This window comes from Paraburkholderia sp. CNPSo 3272 (assembly GCF_024206495.1).
In the GTDB taxonomy this organism is placed as follows: Bacteria; Pseudomonadota; Gammaproteobacteria; order Burkholderiales; family Burkholderiaceae; genus Paraburkholderia.
In genome coordinates this window covers 101,503-127,390 of sequence record NZ_JAMBPQ010000007.1, presented here as the reverse complement: position 1 = coordinate 127,390, position 25,888 = coordinate 101,503, and the positions used below count along the sequence as shown (strand labels likewise).

The window sequence follows — 25,888 nt, the reverse complement described above, 5'->3', positions numbered from 1 at the left end:
TTATCCCATTTTTGAGGGCGCGCCTCCGCAAGCGCGGGCTGCACGCCGCTTCCGGCCGGGGCGGCCCCTTTTCCGCTCCCCGGTCGCCGTCCCGCCGCCTTCCGGGCGCTCCCCTCGCATGGCGCGCGGAGGCGGTAAAATCACGGTTTCCCCTTCCCTCTCGTGCCCTCGCGCACCTTCACGATGACCCAATCCATCCAGCGCCCCTCCGGCCGCGCCGCCGACCAGCTTCGCGAAGTCCGCATCACCCGGAACTACACGAAGTACGCCGAAGGTTCGGTCCTCGTCGAGTTCGGCGACACCAAGGTGCTGTGCACCGCGAGCGTGTCCGAAAGCGTGCCGCCGTTCCTGCGCGACAAGGGCCAAGGCTGGCTCACCGCCGAGTACGGCATGCTGCCGCGCGCCACGCATACGCGCAGCGACCGCGAAGCCGCGCGCGGCAAGCAAACGGGCCGCACGCAGGAAATCCAGCGCCTGATCGGCCGCGCGATGCGCGCCGTGTTCGACCTCGAAGCGCTCGGTGCGCGCACCATCAACCTCGATTGCGACGTGCTGCAAGCCGATGGCGGCACGCGCACGGCGAGCATCACGGGCGCGTTCGTGGCGGCCCACGACGCCGTCTCGAAGCTGCTGGCCACGGGCCGGATCGAACGCTCGCCGATCTCCGACTACGTGGCCGCGATTTCGGTCGGCGTGTACGAAGGCGTGCCCGTGCTCGACCTCGACTACGACGAAGACTCGCAGTGTGACACCGACATGAACATCGTCATGACGGGCTCGGGCGGTATGGTCGAAGTCCAGGGCACGGCAGAAGGCGCGCCGTTCTCGCGTGAAGAACTGAATGCGCTGCTCGATCTGGCGCAAAACGGCATCCGTGCGCTGATCGAAAAGCAGAAGGCGGCGCTGGAGATTTCGCATGGCTGATCTACAGCCGGATTCAACGGCTAAAACCGCGGCTCGCGCGTTCGCACGCGTCGTGCTCGCCTCGAACAACGCGGGCAAGCTGCGCGAGTTCGCGGCGCTGCTCGGCGCGGCCGGCATCGAGCTCGTACCGCAAGGCGCGCTCAACGTGCCCGAAGCCGAGGAGCCGCATCCGACCTTCGTGGAAAACGCGCTCGCCAAGGCGCGCCAAGCGGCGAAGCTCACGGGCCTGCCCGCGCTCGCCGACGACTCGGGCCTGTGTGTGCGCGCACTGCTCGGCGCGCCGGGCGTGTATTCGGCGCGTTACGCGCAGCTAGCAGGCGGCGAGAAGAGCGACGCGGCGAACAACGCGCTGCTCGTCGCGAACCTGAAGGATCACGCGGATCGCCGCGGCTACTACTACTGCGTGCTCGCGCTCGTGCGCCATGCCGACGACCCGGAGCCGCTCATCGCCGAAGGCCGCTGGCACGGCGTGGTGCTCGACGCGCCGCGGGGCGACAACGGCTTCGGCTACGACCCCTACTTCTACGTTCCAGAGCTCGAGGCCACGGCGGCCGAGCTCGATCCGGCGCTCAAGAACGCGTCGAGCCATCGCGCAATTGCCCTGCGCCAACTGCTCGCGCGACTCCAGGAGGAAGCGTGAGCCAGCAGCATCGAATTGGCATCGAAGTGGTCCAGTCGTTCACGATGCCTGGCAGCATTCGCCTTACTTCGCTGCCACCGCTCGCGCTCTACGTGCATTTTCCGTGGTGCGTGCGCAAGTGCCCGTATTGCGATTTCAACTCGCATGAATGGAAAGGCGAGCGCTTTCCCGAAGACGATTACCTCGACGCGCTGCGCGCCGATCTCGAACAGGCGCTGCCGCTTGTCTGGGGACGCCAGGTGCATACGGTGTTCATCGGGGGGGGAACGCCTAGCCTGCTTTCCGCAGCGGGTCTCGATCGAATGCTGTCGGACGTGCGCGCCCTGCTGCCACTCGACGCCGACGCCGAGATCACGCTCGAAGCGAATCCAGGCACGTTCGAAGCCGCGAAGTTCGCGCAGTTTCGCGCGAGCGGCGTGAACCGGCTTTCGGTGGGCATCCAGAGCTTCAACGAGGCACATCTGAAAGCGCTCGGACGCATTCACGACGCGGCGCAGGCGCGCCATGCGGTCGAGGTCGCGGCGAAGACCTTCGACAACTTCAATCTCGACCTGATGTTCGCGTTACCGCAGCAAACGCTCGCCGAATGCGAGGCCGACATCGAGACGGCGCTCTCGTTCAAGCCGCCGCATCTGTCGCTGTATCACCTGACGCTCGAACCGAACACGCTGTTCGCCAAGTTTCCGCCTGCCCTGCCCGACGACGACCAGTCCGCCGACATGCAGGACTGGATTCACGAGCGCACGTCGGGAGCGGGATACGGACGCTATGAGGTTTCGGCTTACGCCCAGCCGGATCGCCAATGCCGGCATAACCTCAACTATTGGCGCTTCGGCGACTACCTCGGGATCGGCGCGGGCGCGCATACGAAGCTCTCGTTTCCGAACCGCATCGTGCGCCAGGCGCGCTACAAGCATCCGGCGACCTTTATCGAGCAGGCGCGGGCGGGCACGCCGGTCCAGGAAGAGCACGAAGTGAGCGCGCGCGACTTGCCGTTCGAGTTCATGCTCAATGCGTTGCGACTCGTGGAAGGGTTTCCGGTGCATCGTTTCATCGAGCGCACGGGACTGCCGATCACGACGATCGAACCCGCGCTGCAGGAAGCCGAGCGGCGCGGGCTTATCACGCGCGATTACGAGAAGATCGCGCCGACCGAATTAGGGCAGCGCTTCCTCAACGATTTGCAGGCGCTGTTCCTCAAGGACCCGCACTGAGGTCGGCCTGGATCGACCGGGCGACTGCCGTCGCGTGTGCGTTTCGGGTTACAATGCGCGGCTTCGGAGGTGTGGCAGAGTGGTTGAATGCACCGGTCTTGAAAACCGGCGAAGGGGTAACCCTTCCGTGAGTTCGAATCTCACCGCCTCCGCCAATTCGTGAAACCTGGCGCATCCCAGCGCCAGCGTGTCGTCAAAGTGCCGACCGTCAGGCCGATGCGCCACTGATCAACGCAATACTGCCCTTGCACCACGCAAGCATGCCTCGTCAACATCGCATCATGAATAATCAGGACTGCCAGTCATTTGCGACGGTAGATCGCACTCGCGCGGAGCGTATCAGCCACCGCGATTGCATTCAAAGGGTCAAATTCAAAAATCGACTCGGCAAATTGCGTCCAATTCACTAGGTGAAAACCCTAATCATGAAGTAAAATCCCACGCATTCAGATGGGAAAGATTGCCATGCCGCACCAATACCAAGTGTTCGAAAAATTCGCGTTTTCGCTTGTCGTCCTGTTCGCCGTGATGTGCTCAAGCTACATCGCGTGGGAAAGCTCGCCCAATCTGCGTGACAACTTCCAGGTCGGCAAGGAGCTGTTCCTGAAGAGCGGCGAGTATTCGTACGCCTGCGCGACGACCGCGGCCGATCCCTGCGCGCAGTTCCCAGTCGAATAAGCAGCCTCAGGCATCCTCGCCGTTTCGCACGTCCCGTGACTACGCGGGACAGTTCTGATTGCTTCCCGCTGCGTATCGTCTAAGCTCGATTCACGTCCCGCTTCCGAGCTTGGTCGACATGCTCATCCGCGTCCAGTGGTCTTGCGGTTCATCCGCACTTCGCGCCTCCCTCGCACGGCGCCCCGGTCTGGTTTTGCTGCTCGCGATGCTCGGCTGCCTCGGCGCCTGCACGATCACGCCGCCGGCCAGGCCGCTCCTCGTCATTCCCCCCGCTGTGATCAACAGCGTCACGCTCGACGACTACCGCACCACGGTCGCGAAACACATCGTCGCGCACAACCCGTCCTACGTTCTGCACGGCGCACCCCAGGCCATGCTGCGCTCGCTCGTGGTCGTGTCGTTCACGGTCAATCGCAGTGGCCAGATCGTGAAGTCGTCGGTTTACCGGACCAACGGCGACGACGAAGCCGAAGCCACCGCCCTCGCAACATTGCGCCGCGCCGCGCCGCTGCCGCCGCCGCCGGGCGGCCTGCTCAATTCCGCGGGTCAGCTCGAAATGTTCGAGGACTGGCTCTTCAACGACAACGGCAAGTTCCAGTTGCGCACACTCGCTTCGCCGCAGGCGCAGAACTACCAGTGACCAGCCAGCTTTGCTAGTGCCTGACGCGCGGCCGCGTGCTTACGCCCGCCTTGCCGCACCGCGCGCACGGTCGTTATAATTTTTCGCTATCCCCAGCCGGCGCCCGCCGGCTATGCCTCTCGCCACGCGCCATCCGCGCCGCCGTGCGAGGCTTCGACCGCGCTTTCGCCCTTTTGCGCCTATCGGCGCGCGCCCCGGCCGGTCAGGAATCAACGCGCGCGGCTCGCGCCGTGCGATGCATACTGACGAGGCGTCGCCGCCTGACGGACGCTGCCGCAGCGTCGAGCGCCGGCCACGCTTCGAGCCTGAACAAAGACGCCCACGCAAGCCTCGCAAGATTCAGCCGCAAGCGAGGCGCAAGCGCGTCACAACGACTGGAGACCCTGGATGTCCATCTCACCCATTTCGCCCGCGCGCGCCGATCAGGCAGACGCAGCGAAGCAGCAAAGCACCGCACGCGTGATCTTTGCGAGCTTTATCGGCACCGCAATCGAGTTTTACGACTTCTATGTGTACGCAACGGCCGCTGCGCTCGTGATCGGTCCCGTGTTCTTCCCGCACGGTTCGGCCACGGCGCAGGCACTCTCGGCGTTCGTCACCTTCGGCATCGCGTTCGTCGCGCGGCCGATCGGCTCTTTCATCTTCGGCCATTTCGGCGACCGCATCGGCCGTAAATCGACGCTGGTAGCGTCGCTGCTCGTCATGGGCCTCTCCACGACGCTGATCGGCTTCCTGCCCGGCTATGACGCGATTGGCAGCCTCGCGCCGATCCTGCTGTGCATCCTGCGCTTCGGCCAGGGCATCGGTCTGGGCGGCGAATGGGGCGGCGCCGCGCTGCTAGCGACGGAATATGCGCCGCAAGGCAAGCGCGGCTGGTTCGGCATGTTCCCGCAGCTCGGGCCGTCGGTGGGCTTCCTCGCTTCGAATGGCCTGTTCTTCGGCCTCGCCTCGACGCTGTCCGACCAGCAATTCCGCGACTGGGGCTGGCGCGTGCCGTTCATCGTCTCGGCGGTGCTCGTCGCCCTCGGTCTCTACGTGCGCCTGAAGATCGCCGAAACGCCCGCCTTCAAGGCCGCTGTCGAGCGCGAGGAACGCGTCAAGGTGCCGTTCGCGACGCTGCTCTCGCAGTACTGGTGGCCGACGCTGCTCGGCGCGCTCGCCATGGTCGTGTGCTACACGCTCTTTTATAACGCCACAGTGTTCTCGCTCTCGCACGGTGTGACGGCCCTGCACATTCCGCGTCCGACCTTCCTGGGCATGCTGTGCATCGCGGTGGTGTTCATGGGCATCGCTACCCCGATCTCGGCCTGGCTTTCCGATCGCTTCGGCCGCAAGCCCGTGCTGATCGTCGGCTGCATTCTGGCGATTCTCTCGGGCTTCACGATGGAGCCGCTGCTCGGCAGCGGTGCGACGCCGCTCGTGCTGCTCTTCCTCGTGATCCAGCTGTTCCTGATGGGCGCCACGTTCGCGCCGATGGGCGCGCTGTTGCCCGAGCTGTTCCCGACCAGCGTGCGCTACACGGGCGCGGGCGTCGCTTACAACCTGGGCGGCATTCTCGGCGCTTCAGTTGCGCCGTATATCGCGCAGGTGCTTGCCGCGCGCGGCGGTCTCTCGTGGGTCGGCGCATATGTGTCGATCGCCGCCTGCGTGAGCCTGTTCGGTGTCCTGTGCATGCGCGAGACGCGCCATATGTCGCTCTCGTAACGCATCGCCACATCGACGAAAACGCTCGACAAAAAGCGGAGGCCGCCCAAGCGGCCTCCGCTTTTTTTCATGCCTTCTTTGACCGCTTTGGGTACGCGCGATGCGTGTCTATACTCGAATCAGCAAGCGGGGAGCGATCTTCCGGGGAGCCGATGATGAACCTGCATCTGAGCAACGCCGATATTGTTCTGATGATCGCCCTCGCCCTGGGCATTTCGCTCCTGCTGGCGTTTCGCCTGCGCACCGCGAACTGGCGTGCGGTCCTGCTCGAGGCAGTGGCGGCGAACGCCGCGGCAATTGCCGCGGTCGTCGCGATTGAAATGCTGCTTGCCTGACGGCCGCCCTGCCGCTGGTGCCGTTTCTACGGCTCCGACCGGCGGCGATCAGCGATAGTAGTAGCCGTGATGGTAGCCGCCGCCGTAGTAGCCGCCGGCCGGCACCACGACGCAGCCGCCCAGCGAAGCCGCGAGCACGGCGCCGGCGATGAGGGTAAGCGTCAATCGTTTCACAGTGTTCTCCCTTCAAGTCAGTGTACGTGTCCGGCCATGCAATGTCGGGCAGGACGGTTACGATTGAACACGACGGCGAAGGCGTGCGGCGTTGCAATTTGTAAGCAGGGGTGTGGCCCGTGTAACAGCACGGGCGCTCAAAGCCTTTTGCGAGCGCTTTCAGGCCCGCGCCTGCAATACAAGCGCGACACTTTTAACAAGCTCGTAATGGGAAACGGCGGGGAAAGCACGCCTCAACGCACATGCCGACGCGCTAAAACTCAAGCCGCGTGAACGCGCGATGACGGCGCCGACGCGCCGCCGGCGCGCGCCGGGTAGATGCGATCGACGGCATCGATCGCCACCTGCACGGACGGCACGTGATGGCCGTCGCCGATCGAAATCGAGCGATTGGGCGCACGCACGCCGCTGTGCTCGGCGTCGGTCGAAACGAAGACCATCACGGTCGGCTTGATGAGCGCGTGCGAGAGATGCACGAAGCCCGTGTCGGTGCCGACCACGAGCGCGCAATCCTCGATGCGCTGTGCGACCTGGGAGACCGTCAGGCGAGGGAGCAAGGTCGCAATGGCACTCCAGGACGAGCCAAATCTGTCCCTTTCTTACCGATGCCCCGGGCAACTGCGACAAAAGGCCGCCGCAAAACGCGCCGGGCCCGACACGCCTATGCGCGCCGGGCCCAGTCGGGGCGATCCGTCGAGGGATCGATAATAACGGTCGACGACTAGTAGACGACGACCGGTGCGGTTCTCACGTACATGGGCCGCGCCGGCACGACGATGCAGCCCGCCAGCATAAGCGCGAGCATTGCCGCCGCGAGCAGTTTTTTACTCATGATAGGGCTCCCTGAGGCTTGAAAGATCAGGCAGCCCAGTGGCCTTCGACCCAGCGCCAGTTCGGACCGTGCGCGATCCAGTGGCCCGGCACCCAGTGGTAGCCGACACGCTCGGCCTGCCAGTGGCCCCTCACCCACACGTACTGGCCGTGGTCCCAGCGCCAGTGGCCCTTGTCCCACACGTAGCCCACGCGCGGCGCCGGCGCGACTTCCACACGTTCGGCAGGCGGCGGCGCGGTCGGCTCGACCACGACGATTTCGGCAAGCGCCGGAGCCGCGACCGCGCAGGTGCCAGCGGCAACGATTGCGGCCTTGGCGATGAAGAGGCGAATGGAGTTGTTCATGTTGGCCACCCTTGATTGTTTGACGCCTTGATTGGCGTTACCCGATCAATGCGCGAGCATGGCGTTGCGCTGACAGTGGCAGTGTTACGGCGAAGGGTGAAGTGAAACGGAATATTTCGGCAAGGCGGGCGGCCGCGCCAAAGCGCAACGCGCGAGAAGAAAGGCGCGGAGGGAAAAAGCGCGCGATATGAGGAGGACGCGACGAACGGCGCGACGAACGACGCGCGCAGCGCAGCGGCTGCGCGCGTTGAAACTCAAGCCTGCGGAATCTCGATCTTGACCTCGAGCACTTCGAGATCGTCCTGACGTTCGAGACTCACGCGAATGTCTTCATCGGAGATCTTCACGTACTTCGAGATCACCGCGACCAGTTCGCGTTGCAGGGCCGGCAGATAGTCGGCGGGCGGATGGCCGCCTGCGCGCTCGTGAGCAATGATGAGCTGCAGGCGTTCCTTCGCTACCGAGGCGGACTTCTTCTTCTCGCCGAGAAAAAACGAAAGAAACGACATGACGTTCGCCTCCCTTACTTGCTACCGAAGAGGCGCTGCAAGAGGCCTGGCTTCTGGTAATCGGTGAAGCGAAGCGACTTGTCCTCGCCGAGAAAGCGCGACACGACGTCCTTGTACGACTCGGCGACGTCGGTGCCGTCCAGATGCACTGCCGGCAGACCCTGGTTCGACGCGTGCAGCACCGCTTCCGATTCGGGAACCACGCCGATCAGTTCAATGCGCAGGATTTCCTGAATGTCGTTCAGCGAGAGCATCTCGCCTTCGCTCACGCGCTTCGGGTTGTAGCGGGTGATGAGCAGGTGCTCCTTGATCGGGTCCTTGCCTTCGATCGCGCGCTTCGTCTTCGACGACAGCATGCCGAGGATACGGTCCGAGTCGCGCACGGAAGAGACTTCCGGGTTCGTCACGATGAGCGCTTCGTCGGCGAAGTGCATGGCGAGCAGCGCGCCCGACTCGATGCCCGCGGGCGAATCGCACACGATGTACTCGAAGTCCATCTTACGCAGGTCCTCGATCACCTTCTCCACGCCTTCTTTCGTGAGCGCGTCTTTATCGCGCGTTTGCGAGGCCGGCAGGATGAAGAGGTTTTCGCACTTCTTGTCCTTGATGAGCGCCTGATTGAGGTTCGCCTCACCCTGGATCACGTTGATCAGGTCGTACACGACGCGGCGCTCGCAACCCATGATGAGGTCGAGATTACGCAGGCCCACGTCGAAGTCGATGACCGCGGTCTTGTGGCCGCGCAACGCGAGGCCCGATGCGAAACTCGCGCTCGTGGTCGTTTTGCCGACACCGCCTTTGCCCGAAGTCACCACAATGATTTTTGCCATTCCCTTACCTTGCGTTCGTCAGTTTCTCAGTTTGGTCTCATCGCGTGCCGCTCATGCCCCTGCTCGCCTGCGCACGACGCTCGAGCTGCGACTCAGGTGAGCCTCAACGGTTCGATCAACAGCTTTTCTTCCTCGAGCCGGATCTGAGCCGGCTTGCCCCGCACGTCGTCGGCGAGTGGAACTTCAGTGGTACGGTAGATGCCCGCAATCGAAATCAGTTCCGCCTCGAGGCTCGTGCAGAAAATGCGTGCGTCGTGGTTGCCGTGCACGCCCGCGAGCGCGCGGCCGCGCAGCGGCGCGTAAATGTGGATGTTGCCCTCGGCGATCACTTCCGCGCCGTTGGACACGAGGCCGAGCACGACCACGTCGCCCTTCGCGTAGATGCGCTGGCCCGAGCGCAACGGCCGGTCGATCACGAGCGTGGATTCCGCGCGCGCGCCGGATGCGCCGGCGTCGAGCGCAGCCGCTGCGTTGACCGTGGCCGCGGCGCTCGCTTCGGCGGCGGCCGGGTCCGTTTCGGTGGTAAAGAGTTCGGGCTGCGCGGCGGTGGCTTGCGGCGCGGCCGAAGCGCTCGCAGAAGCGGTGGCCGAAGCATTCGCTGCCTCGCCGTCGCTGGCGCCTTCTTCGGCGGAAGACTTCGCGCCCGGGCCGCGGCGGTCGCGTGCTTCGAGGAGCGGCAGGCCAGCCGCGGCGGCCCAGTCGTGTTGTTCAGGCTGCGCTACCACGCCTACCGGACGCATGCGCACGCTTTCGAGCAGACGCGCGATGTCGCCGAGCGCGACCCGCTCGCCGCCGGCGAGACGCCGCACGTCGATCGCGACGGTGTCGTTGGCGAAGAATTCGGGCGTCGCCTCGAAGCGCCGCGTGAGTTCGGCGCGCATGGCATCGAGCTCGGTCGTCTTGACCACGAACAGAAGCGTATCGACTGAACCGCTCTTCAGTTCAAAATATGGCGATTTCTTGGGCGACATGGCGTTCGGCTAAAAATTTTGCGTATTTTACAGGCGCGGGCGCACACGGCCATTATTTTTAATGGTGTATTCGGCCAAATTCGCTGCCAGATACGCACTGACAAAAATGGCGCAAAAAAAAGCGCGCGAAGCGCGAGCACGCCATACGTGCACAAACGTTGCCCGTTCGGCGTGTCGTACGCAATGAAGCTAAACGCGACCGCCGCCGCGCGCAGCGGCGCGAACGCCGGCGTTACGGCGAGGAGGCGGACTTCGTGTGTTCGCCGAGCGTGCGCATGAGCAGCGTTTCCCACTGCTCGGGCTGCTGCTGGCTGCGCGCGTGATCGCCGGTGGCCACGAAGCCGAGGCGCTCGTAGAAGCGCATGGCCGTGGCGTTCGTGTCGGTGATCCAGGCGTAGACCTGCGTGGCGCCTTCGCTCACGAGCCAGTCGATGGCGCTGTTCAGCAGCAGTTCGCCGCCGCTCAGATGACGCACCGCAGGCGCGACCCACAGCGCCGAGACGAACGCGCGGCGCGCCGGCGCGCTTTCGAAGCTCGCGCCGATCAGACCGGCCGGATGGCCCTCGGTATAGAGAATGAACGACGTGCCCGTGTGCGAGACCGCATGCCGGGCCGCCGCGGCGTCGAAAACGGCGGCATCGGCGGATAGCGCGTCTTCGAGCGTGTCGCCGAATGCATAAGGCGCGTCGCGCAGCGAAGCTGTTCGAAGCTCGCGGAGCACGGCACCCTGATCGGCAGCGATACGGCGAACGGTCAGTGACGGACTCATGCAGTCGTAAACCCCAATAAAGCGCTAACGCGTAGCTTTAACCGAACTGGCTTGAGAGTCAAATCCTTATTTGACAATCGCCGGCACGCGACGCCCTGCGCGCGAGCCTTGACAGCCGGCCCCAGAGGCCGCACAGGCACGCTCACGGGGCCGCGTAGGCGCCTGTGCCGTCCGGCCAGGGCGTGAGGAGCTCGTAGCCGTCGTCGGTAACCGCGACCATGTGTTCCCACTGCGCCGAGAGCGAGCGGTCCTTCGTGACGACCGTCCAGCCGTCGCGCTGCACCGACGTGCCCGCGCGGCCCGCGTTGACCATCGGCTCGATCGTGAAGACCATGCCCGGCTTCAGGCGCACGCCCTGCCCCGGCTGGCCGTAGTGCAGCACCTGCGGTTCCTCGTGGTAGACCTTGCCGATGCCGTGACCGCAATACTCGCGCACGATCGAGAAGCCGTCCGCCTGGGCGCGCTTCTGGATGGCGTTGCCGACGTCGCCGAGCGTCGCCCCCGGCTTCACCTGGCGGATGCCCGCGAGCATCGCCTCGTAGGTCGTGTCGATCAGCTGGCGGCCAACCGTGCTCGGCGTGCCGACGCAGTACATGCGGCTAGTGTCCCCGAAATAGCCATCCTTGATCACGGCCACGTCGATGTTGATGATGTCGCCGTCCTTGAGCACCTCGCCGCGACTCGGAATGCCGTGGCAGACCACGGAATTGACGGACGTGCAGATCGTCTTCGGAAAGCCGAGGTAGCCGACATTGGCCGGCACGGCCTTGAGCGTGTTGACGATGTAGTCGTTGCAGATCGCGTCGAGGTCGTCGGTGGAGACGCCCGGCTTCACGTGCTCGCCGATCATCGCGAGCACGTCGGCGGCGAGCCGGCCCGAAATGCGCAGGCGGGCGAGATCGTCGGCAGACTTGTAGGTGATAGGCATCGATGGACCGAAGTGGCGCGGCGGTGGCAGAGAACCCCGGGGCCGCAAATTCAAAGGACCGATTGTACCGGCGCTGCGGCGTCGCTAGCGCAGTAACCCGCAGCAATCCATGTCATCCCGATGACGCCGGACGCGGAATTTTCAGAGATCTCCGATTGTTCGAGCACAAGCCGCCGTCAAGAATGAGAAATATCTTACATCGCGAGCAGTCAGTTCGATCATGACCCCAAGCAATCCCGCCCCCATCTCCTCCACGCCGAACGCGGCACTCAACATCCTGATCGCGCTGCCCACTTACGACAACGCCGTGCATTTCGACTTCGCCATGGCCCTCGCGCGGCTCATGGAGGCGCTCAAGGAACGCCACATCCGCTATGAGTACATCCACACGGCCTCGTCGCACATCATCCGTGCGCGCAATTTCTTTGCGAATTATTTTTTGAGCCATCGCGAGTTCAGCCATCTCCTCTTTCTCGACACGGACATGGACTTCTCGCGCGAAGCGGTTCTGCGCCTGCTCGCCGGCGACAAGCCCGTGGCCGGCATTGCCTGCCCGTACCGCTTTTTCGACCGGGAACAGCGGATCACGAGCGCCGACGTCGGGCTCACGCTGCGCGAATGGCAGGAAAAGACCGTGGACTACAACACGGCGATCCTCGCGGATGAAGCGGGCAGCAGCGTCGTGTCGGACGGCTGGGCCGAAGTAAGTCATGTCGGCACGGGCATCTTCCTCGTGCGGCGCGACGCGCTGGAGGCGATCGCGGCACACACGGCGCTTTACCGGCCCCCCGCGCAGTACGCGGGCTACCTGCCGGACGGCAAGTTCCATGCGTTCTTCGACACCGTCAGCGAGAAAGGCGTGTACCTCTCGGAAGATTTGTCGTTTTGCCGGCGCGTGCGCGCGGCGGGCAAGTCGGTGTGGGCGCTCATCGACGAGAAGATCGTGCATCACGGCGCATCGTCGATCTCGGGCACCTACCTGCATGCGCTGGAGATGCGCGGCCACATGCGCAAGTGAAAATGCGCTCCGGTGTGCACACCGGAACAAGAGCAGAAAAGCAAAAACCCCTGCAGCGGTCAAGCGTGCAGGGGTTTTCTGAATCTGGCGGAGAGGGTGACTGCCGAATTTTATTCAGCGCCAGTCCATCGCAGTTCGCGAAACCCTTATATATCAGTATGTTGTCGCGTACTTTGGTGGTGCGTTCCAGTCTACACTAGTGCGACCCCATCCGGCGTTTTGTGATGGGGCCAACTGATAGGCTGGAAATGGCGCTCACAGACAAACAGACAAACAGGCAAAAGCATTGCGACCCGGCGACAAGCCGGTCTTCGACGGCAAGGTAACGGGATTAATGCTCGTTCCCGGCAAGACGTGCAGCAAATGGATACTGCGCTTTAGCAGCCCGGTAACCCACAAAAGGCGGGACGCGGGTCTCGGCGTTTATCCCGAAGTCTCGATACTGGACGCACGCAACAAGGCGCTTGCGATGCGCACCCAACTCGACGCGGGTAAGATTGGGCCAGCGAAAACGGCTACGCACGCGACCTTGCCGAGCGGGCGCTCGCCCATACGGTTTCGAACAAGGTCGAAGCGGCCTATCACCGCACAGACCTTCTTGAACAGCGCCGCCCGATCATGGAAGCGTGGGCGGCGCATGTTTGCGCCCGTTGAGCCGCAAATACCCGGCTACCAGCCGCCAGGTGGGAACATGTCCTTGACGCCGTATCCTTTCATGTTGACCATCTGCTGCATCTGTGCGGCTTGTTGTTCGTAGGAGTTGGGGTCCAGCGGCTCAACCGCTACCGTCTCCTCGCGGGTGTTCTGATAGATGTTGCGATAGCGCAGATACCCGCCTGTAAGGTCATGGAACTCCATCTTGTTCCGAATGCGAAATCCCGCACGCGAATCGTGCAGATAGTCATCAAAGAATTTTTGCACGGCGGCGGGCACTTCCACGTGCCCGATCACAACAGAGAACAGTTCATGCGTTTCACTGCTTACCGGGCGATGGTCCCATGCGTAGCGTGTAGCCAGTACTGGCGAAAGCACCTCAAGCATCGTCGCAGTCCCGGCGGTTTTCAGTGTGGATTGCAGGCGTGGGCCAATATCCTGCACCTGCTCGGCCAAGTCGTTTTGCGCCTCGGACAATTGAGCCTGGTCGTCACCAGCGGCCCGCTTCCAGAAGGGACGGTTGTCCAGGTCGAGCCTTGACGGAAACGCCTTGCGCCATTGCAGATATTGGTGCGTGTGCTGGCGGATCATATTCAGTGCGCCATTCTTGCCCGAGCCGTCCGGACCAATGCCGTTGTCGCGCCAGTACGCCTTATACGCGGCAAGCAAGTCGGCCGGAATCTCGAACTGGGCCTTCAGGGCGGGCCTGCTATTAATCTCGTCGCGAGACAACAGCGGCACCCCCGCCTTGAACGCCTCGTAGTACATGTCATTCAGCGGAATCTGTGAGAGCTGCCCGGCCTTGCCCTGCTCGGTGGGCAAGTAACCGCCCCCCAAGTCTGAGTGCATACCGGGGTAAGCCACCTGGCGCACATTGGAGGCCATTTCCAGCGGAAAGCAGGCGCGTTGCTCGTGCAGTGCAATGAAGTGGACGCACTGCTCGACGATTCCCGGGATGGTTTGTGTGCCGTCCGCCCACGCCATATGCCCATTCACCCCCGGAATCATGTTCGGAACGCCCACCGACGCAACCGTATCGAACAGGCCAAGAAAATACAGGCGCAACGGTACGGCCGCCAGCGTGTAGTAACCGCCGTCATCGCGCTTGAGTAAATCGTTCAGCCAGTTCGTAAACGCGCGGGCTTCCGCCGCACCGCGTGAAAAACCAAATACCGCGACGTTGATTGAAGTCACCTTGCGTTGCGTGGTTTTCAGCACCGCCGCAAGTCTTTCTTCGAGTTGGAGCAAGGCCGCGACTCGGCGCTGCTTTTCCACCACCGTGTTCGCGAGCGTTTGCTCCAACGTTGAGGCTGAGTTGGAACTGATGGAGTTCACGAGAGCCTTGGCCACATCCTCGGTGACCAGGACATGGCCATCCGTGGCGTATTCATGCACCGCATTGAAAAGTTGGGTGATGCCCCAGTTGATGCGGTCGGCCCCCATGTAGCCAGCTCCGAGGCCGAGTGTATCGCCGCTCTGATTGTTGTCGCCGATCTTAGCGAACGGCGTGCCGACGCCGGGAACGTAGTAGGGAAAAAATCCCTCTGCTCGTGCGAGTGGCGTTGCGTTAAACAGCCGCGCAACATTGCTGTGCTTATTACGAGCCTGCTGATTGCCAGTTTTCTTCGGCTCAGTCCAGTCCTGGTTGTTACCGGTGCCGTCGAAGAACAGCGTGGCATATATCTGCCCCTGGCATTGGCCCGCTTCCTTCTTGTGGATACATTCCATTGCGGCGGCCCTTCGGGCCATTTCACGCGGAGAAAGCTTGCGGTAACCATCTGCTGGAAGAGGTTCAGGAATGGAGACTGAGTAAGACATCTGGATTGTCCTTGTTATTGGATTTACATCCTGGCTTCGTCACCCTTCAGCGGATAGTCGGGGTTGCCTAGAAAGACAATGGCTGTGGCAAATACCTTGATGTTTCCGTTACGAAGAAAGTGGACGTGAAATTCCCCCCCATCGGCTGGCGTGTATGGAGGAACGGCGACAACACGACTTTGCGGGTGCTTGTTGTCCTCGTCCGTCCAAGTCACCGTCACCGTCAGGCCAGGCGTATGTTTCGCGGGTAGAGACACACAGCAGGCAACGCCATGCTCTTCGTGCTTGCCAACATATGAACCGGCCTCGCCGTTAACTGAGAAGTCGCCAATATCGTGATCGGTATGGTTGTAGCCGACCACACCGAGCCCCATTGTCTCGGTGCTGGATGCGGGGTGGCTGCTGGCGTCACCGGCATGGCAACCGGAAAGCAAGGCGCTCAGCACGAACGCCAGTCCAAAGGCAAGTTTTCCTGGTGTCGTCATTGGTGCTCGACTGCCGTTCTGTATGAAGTGGGCCGCTCCGCTGCGGTTAATCGGGAAGCGGGCGCATCAAAGGCAATCGAGTAGAGCAAATCATCTGAAGAATGTCCATGATTCGGAGCATTGAGTGACGATGTTTGACAAAGAGGGCAAAGCCAGCCCGGCGAGGGCGGTCAGGTTGCTTTCGGCGAAGGTTATTGATTTGCTGGCGGGGTAAGGTCGGGGTGCTCGTAGTGCTGCCGTCGCGCCCGTATGTTTTTTATCGTTGGTCTACCTGGGCGAGTTCATCCAGCACGAGTAACGTATCGTTGTGCGTGGCGGCGAGCGCTTCCAGACCGTTCGCGGTACTGCGCCAGCGACACAGATAGTCCGGGCCGCCGAAGACGCTGGCGGCGGTGCGCAAGGTCGCCGTCTTGCCACGACTCGACCCACCGACGAAGTTCAGGCCGCCAGATTCCTGCCCAGCGACGTGAACCAGCATTGACGCGAATGCGGCGGACACCGCGAGCAGCAGCCGCGAGTTACCAAACCAATAACGCGCAACATGTTCCTGCCATTCGGCGAGCGTGCCCGCCTGGGCGTAGCTGTGCCGCGATACGTCGGCCTGGTAAATCACATGCTCGGGCGATTCGCCGATGGTCCGCTCGGGCAGCACGAAGACGCGTTGATGCCAGCCGGTACGCGTGACGCAGCGTGCCCGCTTCTCGGGCCGCGCCTTCGTGATGTACTCAGCAAGTCGCTGGCGGGTGCGCATGCCGGGCGCAATGTCGAGACCCAGGCGTGCGAGTTCGCCGCGCATGTCCGCACCGTCGCCGCCGAGCAGTTTCCAGCGGCATGGCCCACCGATGCGGCACGCCTTCGGCGTCGTGCCATTCGAGCAGACGGCCCCAGTTTTCCGAGCTTGCATCGCGCACCAGTGCGGTCACACGAAGCGGCGAACAGATACGGTGTGCGACACCGTCGTCGTCCTCATAGAACAAACCGTCGTCGCGAACAGCGAAGCCGGGCGGCGTACCGCCTGCCTCGCGGTCACCGTTATCAACGCCGGCTTCTTCGCCGTCAGCCTGGTATGCTGGCGGCGGCTTGGGGACCCTCGGTCGCGTCCACTGGCGAAACGCGATTGCGCCAGCCAGTCGATAACATCGCCACTTTTGCCGAGTCCGAGCGCCGACACGTCGAGCCGTTCGACCTTGCAGCCGAGCGTACACAAAAGCGCCGCTACTTCATCGGCGTACTTCTGGCCGGGGCATATCGTTGTCGGGCCACACAATCACATCGCGCCCCGCCAGCGGGGTCCAGTCCGCGCTGCGTGAGGGGCCAGAAAAAACGAAAGCCCCGTAAGTCATTGACTAGACGGGGCTTTTGCCTATGAATCTGGCGGAGAGGGTGGGATTCGAACCCACGGTACGGGGAAACCGTACGCCTGATTTCGAGTCAGGTACATTCGACCACTCTGCCACCTCTCCGGGGTACTGCTTTTTTACTGCTTCCCCGGCGTTGGTCGGCAACCGGAGAAGCGAAGATTATAGAACATGTTTTGAATTTTGCAAGCCCTCATGGGAAAAAGTTTCGAGGGCAAGGAATTCACACGTTCTGCACGCGAGACAGCGCCTCAGGTGCCTGCTTCGAGACGCGCCACGCCGCCCATATACGGCCGCAGCACTTCCGGCACGGCGACCGAGCCATCGGCTTCCTGATAGTTCTCCAGCACGGCAACCAGCGTGCGGCCCACGGCGAGGCCCGAACCGTTGAGCGTGTGCACGAGTTCCGGCTTGCCCTGCGCGTTGCGATAGCGCGCCTGCATGCGGCGCGCCTGGAACGCTTCCGTGTTCGAGCAGCTCGAAATTTCGCGATACGTGTTCTGCGCCGGCAGCCAGACTTCGAGGTCGTAGGTCTTGGTGGCCGAGAAGCCCATGTCGCCCGTGCACAGCGTGATGACGCGATACGGCAGGCCGAGTTTCTGCAGGATGGTTTCCGCGTGGACGACCATCTGCTCGAGCGCGTCGTAGGACGTTTCGGGCGCAACGATCTGCACCATCTCGACCTTGTCGAACTGGTGCTGACGGATCATGCCGCGCGTGTCGCGGCCATATGAACCGGCTTCGGAGCGGAAGCACGGCGAGTGCGCCGTGAGCTTGATCGGCAGCGCGCTGCCTTCCACGATGCTCTCGCGCACCGTGTTCGTGAGCGAGATTTCCGAGGTCGAGATGAGGTACTGCGTGACCGTGTTTTCGCCGCCGCCCTTTTCCACGCGGAACATGTCGTCGGCGAACTTGGGCAACTGGCCCGTGCCGTACAGGATTTCCGGGTTGACGATGTAGGGCGTGTACGTTTCCGTGTAGCCGTGGTGGAGCGTGTGCGTGTCGATCATGAACTGCGCGAGCGCGCGGTGCAGGCGCGCGATCTGGCCGCGCAGCATCGTGAAGCGTGCGCCCGAGAGCTTCGCGCCCGTCTCGAAGTCCAGACCCAGCGGCGTGCCGACGTCCACGTGATCCTTCACCTCGAAGTCGAACGCGCGCGGCGTGCCCCAGCGGCGCACTTCCACGTTGTCGGCCTCGTCCTTGCCCGCGGGCACGCTCTCGTGCGGCAGGTTCGGCACGCCGAGCAGCAGGTCCGAGAGCTTCGACTGGATCTCGTCGAGCTTGGCGGCCGACGTCTTCATTTCGTCGCCGATGCCGCCCACTTCGGCCATGACCGCCGAGGTGTCCTCGCCGCGGCCTTTCATCGCGCCGATCTGCTTCGACAGGCTGTTGCGACGTGCCTGGAGCTCTTCGGTGCGGGTCTGGATGGCGCGGCGTTCCGCTTCGAGCGCGGAGAAGGCCGCGACGTCGAGGGTGTAGCCGCGGTCGGCGAGGCGCTTCGCGACGCCTTCGAGGTCTTTGCGCAGCAGCTGGATGTCGAGCATGGGATTGTGAGACGCAGTTTCGTTGTGTGAAGGGACGATTTTAGCGCACCGGCCGGGGCAGCCCGGCGCGGCGGGCGTCGCCGTTGTTCGTGGCGATTCAGCCCTTGCGCTTCCTCTCGCGGATTTCCTCACGGTGTTCATCGCGCCATTGCGCGTCGAGTTCGGCCAGGCGCGCGAGCTTTTCGCCGATCTTGCCTTCGAGCCCGCGCGGCGTGGGCTGATACCAGCGCGGCTCGCGCATGCCATCGGGCAGATAGGTCTCGCCGGCCGCGTAGGCGTCGGGTTCGTCGTGCGCGTAGCGGTATTCGTGACCGTAGCCCAGCTCCTTCATCAGCTTGGTCGGCGCATTGCGCAGATGGATGGGCACCGCGCGCGACTGGTCCTTGCTGACGAAGCGCCGCGCCTCGTTATAGGCGTTGTAGCCCGCGTTCGACTTCGGCGCGACCGCCAGATAGATCACGGCCTGCGCGAGCGCGAGTTCGCCTTCGGGCGAACCGAGGCGCTCGTAGGTCTCGGCGGCGTCGAGCGTGATGCGCCCGGCGCGTGGATCGGCCAAGCCGATGTCCTCCCACGCCATGCGCACGATGCGCCGCGCGAGATAACGCGGGTCCGCGCCGCCGTCGAGCATGCGGCAGAACCAGTAGAGCGCACCGTCCGGGTTGCTGCCGCGCACCGACTTGTGCAGCGCGCTGATCTGGTCGTAGAACGCGTCGCCGCCCTTGTCGAAGCGGCGCAGGTTTTCCGCCAGCGCGCTGCCGAGCAGTTCGCCGTCGATCCCGGTCTTCTTCTGCTGGGCGGCCGCGCGCGCGACGATTTCGAGGTTGTTCAGGAGCTTGCGCCCGTCGCCGTCGGCGGAGCCGATCAACGCCTTTTTCGCTTCGTCCGTGAAGGTCAGGCCGCCCAGCTCCACGCTCGCGCGCTCGAGCAGTTCGCCCTGCTCTTCCTCGTCGAGGCTCCTGAGCACATACACGGCGGCGCGAGAAAGCAACGCGCTGTTCACCTCGAACGACGGGTTTTCCGTCGTCGCGCCGACGAACACAAAGAGGCCCGACTCCACATGCGGCAAGAAGGCGTCTTGCTGGCTCTTGTTGAAGCGATGGACCTCGTCGACGAACACGAGCGTCTGGCGGCCATGCGCGCGATGCAGCTGCGCCTGCTCCACGGCCTCGCGGATGTCCTTCACACCCGAGAGCACCGCCGAGAGCGCGATGAATTCGGCGTGAAAGGCATCGGCCATGAGGCGCGCGAGCGTGGTCTTGCCCACGCCCGGCGGCCCCCACAGGATCATCGAATGCGCTTCGCCGGATTCGAACGCGACGCGCAGCGGCTTGTTGGGCCCGAGCAGATGCTTCTGGCCGATGACCTCGTCGATGGAGCGCGGGCGCAGCCGTTCGGCGAGCGGGACGTTGGCACGGGTTTCTTCAAACATGACGTTTTCGCGATAATGACGGCTTTCCGGCTGGCCGCACGTGTGTGGCAAATTCGGTGGCAGATTCGGGGACACAGCGCCCGACACCACAAAACGGCCCGCCGCTCCGGATGCAGTCGTGCATTATGACAGCGTGCGCCGCGGCGCGAAGCGCGGGCGGAGCCGCTCGAGCCGACGCAGCCGGACAAAACACACAAAACAGACGATACAGAGGAAAGCGTTCCACATGACTCAAGATTCGCACGCCGGCGACGCCGGCTCCGCCTACGCGCCGAACGTGCCCGTGCCCGACGCGCGCCGCCAGTTCCGCACCGGCGACGCCTTCGCGCTATGGTTTTCGCTCGGCATCGGCCTGCTCGTCGCGCAGGCAGGCGCGCTGCTCGTGCCGGGCCTCTCGCTGCCCCATGCGCTCCTGGCCATCGTCATCGGCAGCGTAATCGGCGTCGTGCTGCTCGCGCTCGCGGGCGTGATCGGCACGGACACGGGCCTCGCCGCCATGTCGTCGCTGCGCCCGACTCTCGGCGTGCGTGGCGTGTCGGTGCCGGCCGTCATCAACATGGTGCAACTCGTTGGCTGGGGCTCGTTCGAGATCATCGTGATGCGCGATTCCGCCGATGCGCTCGCCAGGCAAGCCTTCGGCCTGTCGATGCCGCTCGTCTGGACCGTGATCTTCGGCGTGCTCGCCACGCTGCTCGCCGTGAGCGGCCCGCTCTCGTTCGTGCGGCGCTTCCTGCGTACGTGGGGCATCTGGCTGCTGCTTGCGGGCGCGGCCTGGCTCACGTGGAGCCTGCTCGTGAAGCAGGACCTGGGCGCGCTGATGCGCCGCCCCGGCACGGGCGAAATGCCGTTTGGCAGCGCCATCGACCTCGTAGTGGCGATGCCGCTCTCGTGGCTGCCGCTCATCGCCGACTACACGCGTTTTGGCCGCAAAGCGGGCGAAACCTTCCGCGGCACGCTGTTCGGCTATGGCATCGCGAACCTGTGGTTCTATGCGCTCGGCGCCATCTACGGCCTCGCCGCGGGCGGCGGCGACGCGCTCCTCACCACGGCGCTCGCGCAGGCCGGCGGCGGCTTCGCGCTGCTGCTCGTGCTGATCGACGAAATCGACAACGCCTTCGCCGATATCCACTCGGCCGCGGTCTCGACCGGCACGTTCTGGACGCGCGCCAGCGTGCCGTGGCTCTCGGCAGCGTTCGGCGCGCTGTGCACGCTGATCGGTCTCGTCGTGCCGATGGCGAAGTACGAGAACTTCCTGCTCTTCATCGGCTCGGTGTTCGCGCCGCTCTTCGGCGTGGTGCTCGCCGATCACTTCATCGTGCGCCGCCGCCGCATCGACACGCAGGCGCTCGCCGATCTGAACGGCGCCTATGGCTATTCGGGCGGCTGGCACGTGAGCGCGTTCGTCGCGTGGGTGGTCGGTTTCGCCGCGTATCAGGCGCTCAACCAGTGGCTGCCGAACCTCGGCGCCACGCTGCCTTCGCTCGTGATCGGCGCGCTGTGCTATCTCGTGCTCGCTGGGCGCCGGCGCGCGGCTTACGCGTAACGCGCCGTCCTTCCGCTGGGCAATAAAAAACGCCAGGCTTCGCAGCCTGGCGTTTTTGCTTCTGGCGACGTGCGAAACGTCACTCGCAGTGGCCGCAGCCGCCGTGCGAATGACCGTGATGGCCGTGATGCGCGTGGTCGTCGGCGGGCAGATGCTGCGCGGCCTGCGCCGTGATGCCCAGACGCTGCAGCAGCCTGCGGTCGGCTTCCGCCTGCGGGTTGCTCGTGGTGAGCAGCTGGTCGCCGTAGAAAATCGAGTTCGCGCCCGCCATGAAGCACAGTGCCTGGAGCGCGTCGTCCATCTGCTCGCGGCCCGCCGAGAGGCGCACCATCGCCTTGGGCATCGTGATGCGCGCCACGGCGATCGTGCGCACGAATTCGAACGGGTCGATCGGTTCGGTACCTTCGAGCGGCGTGCCCGTGACCTGCACGAGATTGTTGATGGGCACCGACTCCGGATACGGCTCCATGTTCGCGAGCTGGGCGATCAGGCCTGCGCGCTCGCGGCGCGATTCGCCCATGCCGACGATGCCGCCGCAGCACACGTTGATGCCCGCGTCGCGCACGCGCTCGAGCGTCTCGAGGCGATCCTCGTAGGTGCGCGTCGAAATGATCTTGCCGTAGAACTCCGGCGACGTATCGAGGTTATGGTTGTAGTAGTCGAGGCCCGCGTCGGCCAGCGCCTTCGCCTGGTGATCTTCGAGCATGCCGAGCGTCACGCAGGTTTCCAGACCCATCGCCTTCACGCCGCGGATCATGTCCTTGATCGGCTCGAGGTGGCGATCCTTCGGGTTGCGCCACGCCGCGCCCATGCAAAAGCGCGTCGCGCCGTTGGCCTTGGCGGCGCGCGCCGCGTCCAGCACGGCGTCGACTTCCATCAGCTTGCCGGCTTCCAGTTCCGTGTCGTGATGCGCCGATTGCGGGCAGTACGCGCAGTCTTCCTCGCAGCCGCCGGTCTTGATCGAGAGGAGCGTGGAAAGCTGCACGGCGTTCGCATCGAAATGCTCGCGATGCACCTGCTGTGCGCGGAACATCAGATCGTTGAACGGCAGCTCGTAGAGCTCGGCAACGTCGGCGACTTTCCAGCGCGCGGCGGCTTCGGCTGCAGCCTGGGCGCTCGGCGCGGTGGCTTTCAGCGAGGTGATGTCGATGTGGGTTTGCGTCATGGTGTCGGGGTCCTTCTTTACGTGACTGTGCTTGACTGTGCTTGACTGTGCTTGGCTGTGCTTGACTGTTCATTGAGCGACGGCTCGCAGGCGCGCGAGCAACGCGTCGATGTTCAGATGTCCGGCTGCGTCGTCGGCGCTCGCACCGCGCATGTGCGGCACGACGCCGACGAGCGGCGCGCCGTACTGGGCGGCAAGGCGCTCGCGCAGCGCGGCGATGTTTTCTTCGGGGAACGTCATGGCCGGGTCGATACGGTTCGCGACCCAGCCCGCGAGCTTCAATCCGCGCGCGGCAATCGCTTCGGCAGTGAGCAGCGCGTGGCTGATGCAGCCCAGGCGCATGCCCACGACGAGCACGACGGGCAGACCGAGCGCGACGGCGAGATCGGCGGTGTCTTCGGTCGCCGTGAGGGGCACGCGAAAACCGCCCACGCCTTCCACGACGATGGCGTCCGCGCGCTCGCGGGCCGCCTCGTAGCAATCGACGATGCGCGCCATGTCGAGCGTCACGCCTTCGAGCGCGGCGGCGATGTGCGGCGCGGCGGGCTCCTTGAGCAGGAACGGCGTGCGGATCTCGGGCGGCAGCAGCACGCTCGCGGCGGCGTCGAGCTGATCGGCGTCCTCGTTGTGCCAGACGCCGTCGCGCTCGTAAGCGCCCGCGGCGATCGGCTTGAGCGCCGTGGCGCGCAGCCCCGCGTGGGCGAAGCCGCGCAGGAGCGCCGCGCTCACGAACGTCTTGCCTATCTCGGTATCGGTGCCGGTGACGAAAAGCGAAACCGTCATTGCACGAGCTCCCGTGCTTCGAGGCTCGCGCGTTGCAGCGATGCGTTCAGTTGGTCGAGGTCGGCATCCGAATGCGCAGCGGAGAGCGAAATGCGCAGGCGCGACGTGCCCTCGGGCACGGTGGGCGGACGAATGGCGGGCACCCACAGGCCGTCGCGCTCCAGCGCGGCCTGCAGCGCGAGCGTCGCCTCGTTCGCGCCGATGACGAGCGGCTGCACGGCGGTATGCGAATCGACGGGTTGCCAGCAGGTCTCGCCCAGCAGCGCACGCGTGCGCGCGATCAGATGCTTGAGATGCGCGCGGCGCGCATCGCCCTCCTCGCCTTCGATCAACCGCAGGCTCGCGGACACCGCATGTGCAACCGCCGGCGAGGAAGCCGTGGTGAAGATGTACGGCCGCGCGCGCTGCACGAGCCATTCGATCACGGTGCCATGCGCGCAAATGAACGCGCCCGACACGCCCGCCGCCTTCCCGAGCGTGCCGACCATCACTAGATGTTCCGAGTGCAGCGCGGCTTGCGCGAGTGCGCCGCGGCCTTGCGGGCCAAGGACGCCGAAGCCGTGTGCGTCGTCGACCAGGAGCCACGCGCCATGCTGTTGCGCCAGTTCGACGAGACGCGCGAGCGGCGCGACATCACCGTCCATGCTGAACACCGTGTCACTCACGATCACTTTTGCGCTCGCGTCACAGGCTTCGAGCATCGCGGCGAGCGCCGCCATGTCGGCATGCGGATAGATCTCGATGTCGGCGCGCGAGAGCCGCGCGCCGTCGATCAGCGAGGCGTGGTTGAGCGAATCGGAAAAGATCGTCGTGCCGCGCCCCGCGAGCGCGGTGAGCACGGCCAGGTTCGCCATATAGCCGGTGCTGAAGTACAGCGCGCGCGGCGCATCGACGAAGGTGCCCGCGAATGCCGCGAGATCGTCTTCGAGTTGGGCGTGCGCACGCGAGTGCCCGCCCAGCAGATGCGAGCCGCCGCTGCCCGCGCCGTAACGCTGCGCGCCTTCAGCGATGGCCGCGACGAGTTGCGGGTGCGCGGCGAGGCCGAGATAGTCGTTGCTGGCAAAACCGATAGTCGCGCGGCCGTCCACCTTCATATGCGCGCTGCAAGGCGTTTCGGCGGTGCGGCGGCGGCGGTGCAGGCCGCGCGCGTCGATATCGCGCAAGCCCTGTTCGAGGGTATCGAGCAATGCCATGTCAGAGGTCCTCCGCGACGGTGGCGTCGAAAGTCTCGCGCGTGCGTGTAGCGAGGAACGCCTGCATTTCGTGGTCCAGAATATACGGCGGCATGACGTAGACCGTCGTGCCGATCGGGCGCAGCAGCAGTTCGCGCTGCAGTGCGTTTTCAAAGAAGCGGCGCGAAAACGTCGCCGCGCGCTGCGCGTCTTCGAGCGCGACGTCGAACGCGAGAATCGTGCCGCACTGGCGCAGGTTGCGCACGAGCGGATGCGCAGCGAACGGCTCGAATAAATCGCGCAGTTGCGCCGATTTGCGCGCGTTCGCAACCAGCACGTCATCGCGCTCGAACAGGTCGAGCGTGGCGAGCGCCGCGCGGCACGCGAGCGGATTGCCCGTGTACGAATGCGAATGGAGGAAGCCGCGCGTCGTGTCGTCGTCGTAGAACGACTCGTAGATCGCGTCGCGCGACAGCACGATCGAAAGCGGCAGATAGCCGCCGCTGATGCCCTTCGAAAGCGTGAGCAGATCGGGCCAGATGCCCGCCTGCTCGCACGCGAAGAACGTGCCGGTGCGCCCGCAGCCCACGGCGATTTCATCGGCGATCAGGTGGACGCGATGGCCGTCGCACAGCGCGCGAAGGCCCTTGAGATACGCGGGATCGTGCATCGCCATGCCGGCGGCGCACTGCACGAGCGGCTCGACGATCAGCGCGGCGATCCGCCCTTCGCGTTCAATGAAAAGACGCTCGACATCGGCCAGCGCGCGGGCCGCGACAGCCGCCGCCGTTTCGCCGGGTTGCGCCGTGCGCGCGTCGGGCGAAGCGACCACATGCGCGTGATGCAGCAGCGGATCGTAAGCATCCCTGAAGAGCTTCACATCGGTCACGCCGAGCGCGCCGATGGTCTCGCCGTGATAGCTGTTGGCCACGCAGACGAATTCGCACTTGCCGCTCTCGCCGCGGTTGCGCCACGCATGAAAGCTCATCTTGAGCGCGATTTCGACGGCAGAGGCGCCATCGGAAGCGAAGAACGCGTGACCGAGCACGCCGTCCGTGCGCGCCGACAGCCGCTCGGCAAGCTCAACGGCGGGCTCGTGCGTACAGCCCGCGAGCATGACGTGCTCGAGCGTGTCGAGCTGCGCCTTGAGCGCGGCATTGATCGAGGCATTGGCGTGGCCGAAGAGGTTCACCCACCACGAACTGATCGCGTCCAGATAACGGCGTCCGTCGCGGTCATGCAGCCACGGGCCTTCGCCGCGTGCGACGGCCACGAGCGGCAGGCGCTCGTGATGTTTCATCTGGGTGCAGGGGTGCCACACGGCGCGCAGGCTGCGAGCGACCCAGTCGGTCCCGGCGCGATCTTCGCGGGCAACGTGAGATTGCGAATTCAAATACGACTCCCGATACGACAGCGGGACCGAGATT

At 64.5% G+C, this 25,888-nt stretch carries 28 protein-coding genes and 2 tRNA genes; 11 read left to right on the top strand and 19 right to left on the bottom strand.

Going from position 1 to position 25,888, the window contains the following annotated elements; genetic code table 11:
- Positions 1-183: 183 nt before the first annotated feature.
- From rph to M3I53_RS11570, 8 genes are all read left to right on the top strand, one after another.
- Positions 184-924 (top strand): ribonuclease PH, encoded by a 741-nt coding sequence (gene rph / locus M3I53_RS11605; protein WP_254316077.1) that lies wholly within the window; start codon positions 184-186, stop codon positions 922-924.
- Complete coding sequence (gene rdgB, locus M3I53_RS11600) at positions 917-1,564, top strand: RdgB/HAM1 family non-canonical purine NTP pyrophosphatase (RefSeq protein ID WP_254316076.1); 648 nt, start codon at positions 917-919, stop codon at positions 1,562-1,564. The genes rph and rdgB overlap by 8 nt, the downstream gene beginning before the upstream one ends.
- Before the next feature lie 44 nt (positions 1,565-1,608).
- Positions 1,609-2,778: a radical SAM family heme chaperone HemW gene (gene hemW / locus M3I53_RS11595; RefSeq protein ID WP_254316210.1), complete on the top strand. Its 1,170-nt coding sequence runs from the start codon at positions 1,609-1,611 to the stop codon at positions 2,776-2,778.
- Positions 2,779-2,843: 65 nt separating this feature from the next.
- Positions 2,844-2,933, top strand: a tRNA-Ser gene (locus tag M3I53_RS11590).
- Positions 2,934-3,243: 310 nt separating this feature from the next.
- On the top strand, positions 3,244-3,456 hold the full coding sequence (locus tag M3I53_RS11585) for a hypothetical protein (RefSeq protein ID WP_254316075.1): 213 nt from the start codon (positions 3,244-3,246) through the stop codon (positions 3,454-3,456).
- A 205-nt stretch (positions 3,457-3,661) separates the two neighbouring features.
- Complete coding sequence (locus M3I53_RS11580) at positions 3,662-4,096, top strand: TonB family protein (RefSeq protein ID WP_254316209.1); 435 nt, start codon at positions 3,662-3,664, stop codon at positions 4,094-4,096.
- Between the two features lie 387 nt (positions 4,097-4,483).
- Positions 4,484-5,800: an MFS transporter gene (locus M3I53_RS11575; RefSeq protein WP_254316074.1), complete on the top strand. Its 1,317-nt coding sequence runs from the start codon at positions 4,484-4,486 to the stop codon at positions 5,798-5,800.
- Between the two features lie 155 nt (positions 5,801-5,955).
- Positions 5,956-6,135, top strand: a complete 180-nt coding sequence (locus M3I53_RS11570; protein ID WP_254316073.1) for a hypothetical protein — start codon at positions 5,956-5,958, stop codon at positions 6,133-6,135.
- Between the two features lie 48 nt (positions 6,136-6,183).
- Here the strand turns inward: M3I53_RS11570 and M3I53_RS38170 are convergent, their stop codons facing one another.
- The 8 genes from M3I53_RS38170 to map form a co-directional block, all read right to left on the bottom strand.
- On the bottom strand, positions 6,184-6,309 hold the full coding sequence (locus M3I53_RS38170) for a hypothetical protein (RefSeq protein WP_302057656.1): 126 nt from the start codon (positions 6,307-6,309) through the stop codon (positions 6,184-6,186).
- Between the two features lie 260 nt (positions 6,310-6,569).
- Positions 6,570-6,866, bottom strand: a complete 297-nt coding sequence (locus M3I53_RS11565) for a glycosyltransferase family 9 protein (protein WP_254316072.1) — start codon at positions 6,864-6,866, stop codon at positions 6,570-6,572.
- A gap of 301 nt (positions 6,867-7,167) precedes the next feature.
- On the bottom strand, positions 7,168-7,485 hold the full coding sequence (locus tag M3I53_RS11560; RefSeq protein WP_254316071.1) for a YXWGXW repeat-containing protein: 318 nt from the start codon (positions 7,483-7,485) through the stop codon (positions 7,168-7,170).
- Between the two features lie 254 nt (positions 7,486-7,739).
- Entirely contained in the window at positions 7,740-7,994 is a 255-nt protein-coding gene (gene minE, locus M3I53_RS11555) for a cell division topological specificity factor MinE (RefSeq protein ID WP_027795398.1), read from the bottom strand.
- A gap of 14 nt (positions 7,995-8,008) precedes the next feature.
- Positions 8,009-8,824 (bottom strand): septum site-determining protein MinD, encoded by an 816-nt coding sequence (minD, locus tag M3I53_RS11550; RefSeq protein ID WP_201695484.1) that lies wholly within the window; start codon positions 8,822-8,824, stop codon positions 8,009-8,011.
- A gap of 92 nt (positions 8,825-8,916) precedes the next feature.
- Complete coding sequence (gene minC, locus M3I53_RS11545) at positions 8,917-9,795, bottom strand: septum site-determining protein MinC (RefSeq protein ID WP_254316070.1); 879 nt, start codon at positions 9,793-9,795, stop codon at positions 8,917-8,919.
- Between the two features lie 232 nt (positions 9,796-10,027).
- Positions 10,028-10,564: a GNAT family N-acetyltransferase gene (locus tag M3I53_RS11540; RefSeq protein WP_254316069.1), complete on the bottom strand. Its 537-nt coding sequence runs from the start codon at positions 10,562-10,564 to the stop codon at positions 10,028-10,030.
- Between the two features lie 142 nt (positions 10,565-10,706).
- Positions 10,707-11,492, bottom strand: coding sequence for a type I methionyl aminopeptidase (map, locus tag M3I53_RS11535; protein WP_254316068.1), 786 nt, complete (start codon positions 11,490-11,492; stop codon positions 10,707-10,709).
- A gap of 220 nt (positions 11,493-11,712) precedes the next feature.
- On the opposite strand from map, the gene M3I53_RS11530 reads away from it, so the two are divergent.
- Both M3I53_RS11530 and M3I53_RS38445 read left to right on the top strand, forming a co-directional pair.
- Entirely contained in the window at positions 11,713-12,510 is a 798-nt protein-coding gene (locus M3I53_RS11530; protein ID WP_254316067.1) for a glycosyltransferase family 2 protein, read from the top strand.
- A gap of 286 nt (positions 12,511-12,796) precedes the next feature.
- Complete coding sequence (locus tag M3I53_RS38445; protein ID WP_309249518.1) at positions 12,797-13,267, top strand: Arm DNA-binding domain-containing protein; 471 nt, start codon at positions 12,797-12,799, stop codon at positions 13,265-13,267.
- Here M3I53_RS38445 and M3I53_RS11515 read toward each other — a convergent pair.
- From M3I53_RS11515 to M3I53_RS11490, 7 genes are all read right to left on the bottom strand, one after another.
- Complete coding sequence (locus M3I53_RS11515; protein ID WP_254316066.1) at positions 13,180-14,982, bottom strand: DUF2235 domain-containing protein; 1,803 nt, start codon at positions 14,980-14,982, stop codon at positions 13,180-13,182. The genes M3I53_RS38445 and M3I53_RS11515 overlap by 88 nt on opposite strands.
- A gap of 23 nt (positions 14,983-15,005) precedes the next feature.
- The gene (locus tag M3I53_RS11510; RefSeq protein ID WP_254316065.1) at positions 15,006-15,467 is read right to left on the bottom strand and encodes a DUF3304 domain-containing protein; all 462 of its coding nucleotides are present in this window, start codon (positions 15,465-15,467) and stop codon (positions 15,006-15,008) included.
- Between the two features lie 256 nt (positions 15,468-15,723).
- A complete protein-coding gene (locus tag M3I53_RS11505; RefSeq protein WP_375542507.1) occupies positions 15,724-16,287 on the bottom strand; it encodes a DUF927 domain-containing protein in 564 nt (187 codons plus the stop codon).
- Positions 16,193-16,672: a DUF927 domain-containing protein gene (locus M3I53_RS38605; protein WP_375542501.1), complete on the bottom strand. Its 480-nt coding sequence runs from the start codon at positions 16,670-16,672 to the stop codon at positions 16,193-16,195. The genes M3I53_RS11505 and M3I53_RS38605 overlap by 95 nt, the downstream gene beginning before the upstream one ends.
- A gap of 167 nt (positions 16,673-16,839) precedes the next feature.
- Positions 16,840-16,930: transfer RNA gene (locus M3I53_RS11500), tRNA-Ser, on the bottom strand.
- A gap of 146 nt (positions 16,931-17,076) precedes the next feature.
- The gene (gene serS / locus M3I53_RS11495) at positions 17,077-18,369 is read right to left on the bottom strand and encodes a serine--tRNA ligase (RefSeq protein WP_254316063.1); all 1,293 of its coding nucleotides are present in this window, start codon (positions 18,367-18,369) and stop codon (positions 17,077-17,079) included.
- Positions 18,370-18,466: 97 nt separating this feature from the next.
- Complete coding sequence (locus tag M3I53_RS11490; RefSeq protein WP_254316062.1) at positions 18,467-19,798, bottom strand: replication-associated recombination protein A; 1,332 nt, start codon at positions 19,796-19,798, stop codon at positions 18,467-18,469.
- A gap of 226 nt (positions 19,799-20,024) precedes the next feature.
- Between M3I53_RS11490 and cytX the strand changes: the two genes are divergently transcribed.
- Entirely contained in the window at positions 20,025-21,341 is a 1,317-nt protein-coding gene (gene cytX / locus M3I53_RS11485) for a putative hydroxymethylpyrimidine transporter CytX (protein ID WP_254316061.1), read from the top strand.
- 79 nt (positions 21,342-21,420) lie between these two features.
- Here cytX and bioB read toward each other — a convergent pair whose 3' ends face one another.
- From bioB to bioA, 4 genes are all read right to left on the bottom strand, one after another.
- On the bottom strand, positions 21,421-22,506 hold the full coding sequence (gene bioB, locus M3I53_RS11480) for a biotin synthase BioB (protein WP_254316060.1): 1,086 nt from the start codon (positions 22,504-22,506) through the stop codon (positions 21,421-21,423).
- A gap of 69 nt (positions 22,507-22,575) precedes the next feature.
- Positions 22,576-23,289, bottom strand: coding sequence for a dethiobiotin synthase (gene bioD, locus M3I53_RS11475; RefSeq protein ID WP_254316059.1), 714 nt, complete (start codon positions 23,287-23,289; stop codon positions 22,576-22,578).
- A complete protein-coding gene (gene bioF, locus M3I53_RS11470; protein ID WP_254316058.1) occupies positions 23,286-24,482 on the bottom strand; it encodes an 8-amino-7-oxononanoate synthase in 1,197 nt (398 codons plus the stop codon). Before bioF ends, bioD begins: the two co-directional genes overlap by 4 nt.
- 1 nt (position 24,483) lies before the next feature.
- Positions 24,484-25,854, bottom strand: a complete 1,371-nt coding sequence (gene bioA / locus M3I53_RS11465; RefSeq protein WP_254316057.1) for an adenosylmethionine--8-amino-7-oxononanoate transaminase — start codon at positions 25,852-25,854, stop codon at positions 24,484-24,486.
- Positions 25,855-25,888 lie beyond the last annotated feature (34 nt).

Bases quoted from the DNA above. Each gene is read 5' to 3' on its own strand.
- M3I53_RS11570 (WP_254316073.1), top strand. From the start codon at position 5,956: ATGAACCTGCATCTGAGCAACGCCGATATTGTTCTGATGATCGCCCTC.
- bioF (WP_254316058.1), bottom strand. From the start codon at position 24,482: ATGGCATTGCTCGATACCCTCGAACAGGGCTTGCGCGATATCGACGCG.
- minD (WP_201695484.1), bottom strand. From the start codon at position 8,824: ATGGCAAAAATCATTGTGGTGACTTCGGGCAAAGGCGGTGTCGGCAAA.
- M3I53_RS11490 (WP_254316062.1), bottom strand. From the start codon at position 19,798: ATGTTTGAAGAAACCCGTGCCAACGTCCCGCTCGCCGAACGGCTGCGC.
- M3I53_RS11510 (WP_254316065.1), bottom strand. From the start codon at position 15,467: ATGACGACACCAGGAAAACTTGCCTTTGGACTGGCGTTCGTGCTGAGC.
- minE (WP_027795398.1), bottom strand. From the start codon at position 7,994: ATGTCGTTTCTTTCGTTTTTTCTCGGCGAGAAGAAGAAGTCCGCCTCG.
- M3I53_RS11515 (WP_254316066.1), bottom strand. From the start codon at position 14,982: ATGTCTTACTCAGTCTCCATTCCTGAACCTCTTCCAGCAGATGGTTAC.
- M3I53_RS11560 (WP_254316071.1), bottom strand. From the start codon at position 7,485: ATGAACAACTCCATTCGCCTCTTCATCGCCAAGGCCGCAATCGTTGCC.
- hemW (WP_254316210.1), top strand. From the start codon at position 1,609: ATGCCTGGCAGCATTCGCCTTACTTCGCTGCCACCGCTCGCGCTCTAC.
- bioB (WP_254316060.1), bottom strand. From the start codon at position 22,506: ATGACGCAAACCCACATCGACATCACCTCGCTGAAAGCCACCGCGCCG.
- rph (WP_254316077.1), top strand. From the start codon at position 184: ATGACCCAATCCATCCAGCGCCCCTCCGGCCGCGCCGCCGACCAGCTT.
- M3I53_RS11585 (WP_254316075.1), top strand. From the start codon at position 3,244: ATGCCGCACCAATACCAAGTGTTCGAAAAATTCGCGTTTTCGCTTGTC.
- M3I53_RS11580 (WP_254316209.1), top strand. From the start codon at position 3,662: ATGCTCGGCTGCCTCGGCGCCTGCACGATCACGCCGCCGGCCAGGCCG.
- serS (WP_254316063.1), bottom strand. From the start codon at position 18,369: ATGCTCGACATCCAGCTGCTGCGCAAAGACCTCGAAGGCGTCGCGAAG.
- minC (WP_254316070.1), bottom strand. From the start codon at position 9,795: ATGTCGCCCAAGAAATCGCCATATTTTGAACTGAAGAGCGGTTCAGTC.
- bioD (WP_254316059.1), bottom strand. From the start codon at position 23,289: ATGACGGTTTCGCTTTTCGTCACCGGCACCGATACCGAGATAGGCAAG.
- map (WP_254316068.1), bottom strand. From the start codon at position 11,492: ATGCCTATCACCTACAAGTCTGCCGACGATCTCGCCCGCCTGCGCATT.
- M3I53_RS11540 (WP_254316069.1), bottom strand. From the start codon at position 10,564: ATGAGTCCGTCACTGACCGTTCGCCGTATCGCTGCCGATCAGGGTGCC.
- rdgB (WP_254316076.1), top strand. From the start codon at position 917: ATGGCTGATCTACAGCCGGATTCAACGGCTAAAACCGCGGCTCGCGCG.
- M3I53_RS11575 (WP_254316074.1), top strand. From the start codon at position 4,484: ATGTCCATCTCACCCATTTCGCCCGCGCGCGCCGATCAGGCAGACGCA.
- cytX (WP_254316061.1), top strand. From the start codon at position 20,025: ATGACTCAAGATTCGCACGCCGGCGACGCCGGCTCCGCCTACGCGCCG.
- M3I53_RS11530 (WP_254316067.1), top strand. From the start codon at position 11,713: ATGACCCCAAGCAATCCCGCCCCCATCTCCTCCACGCCGAACGCGGCA.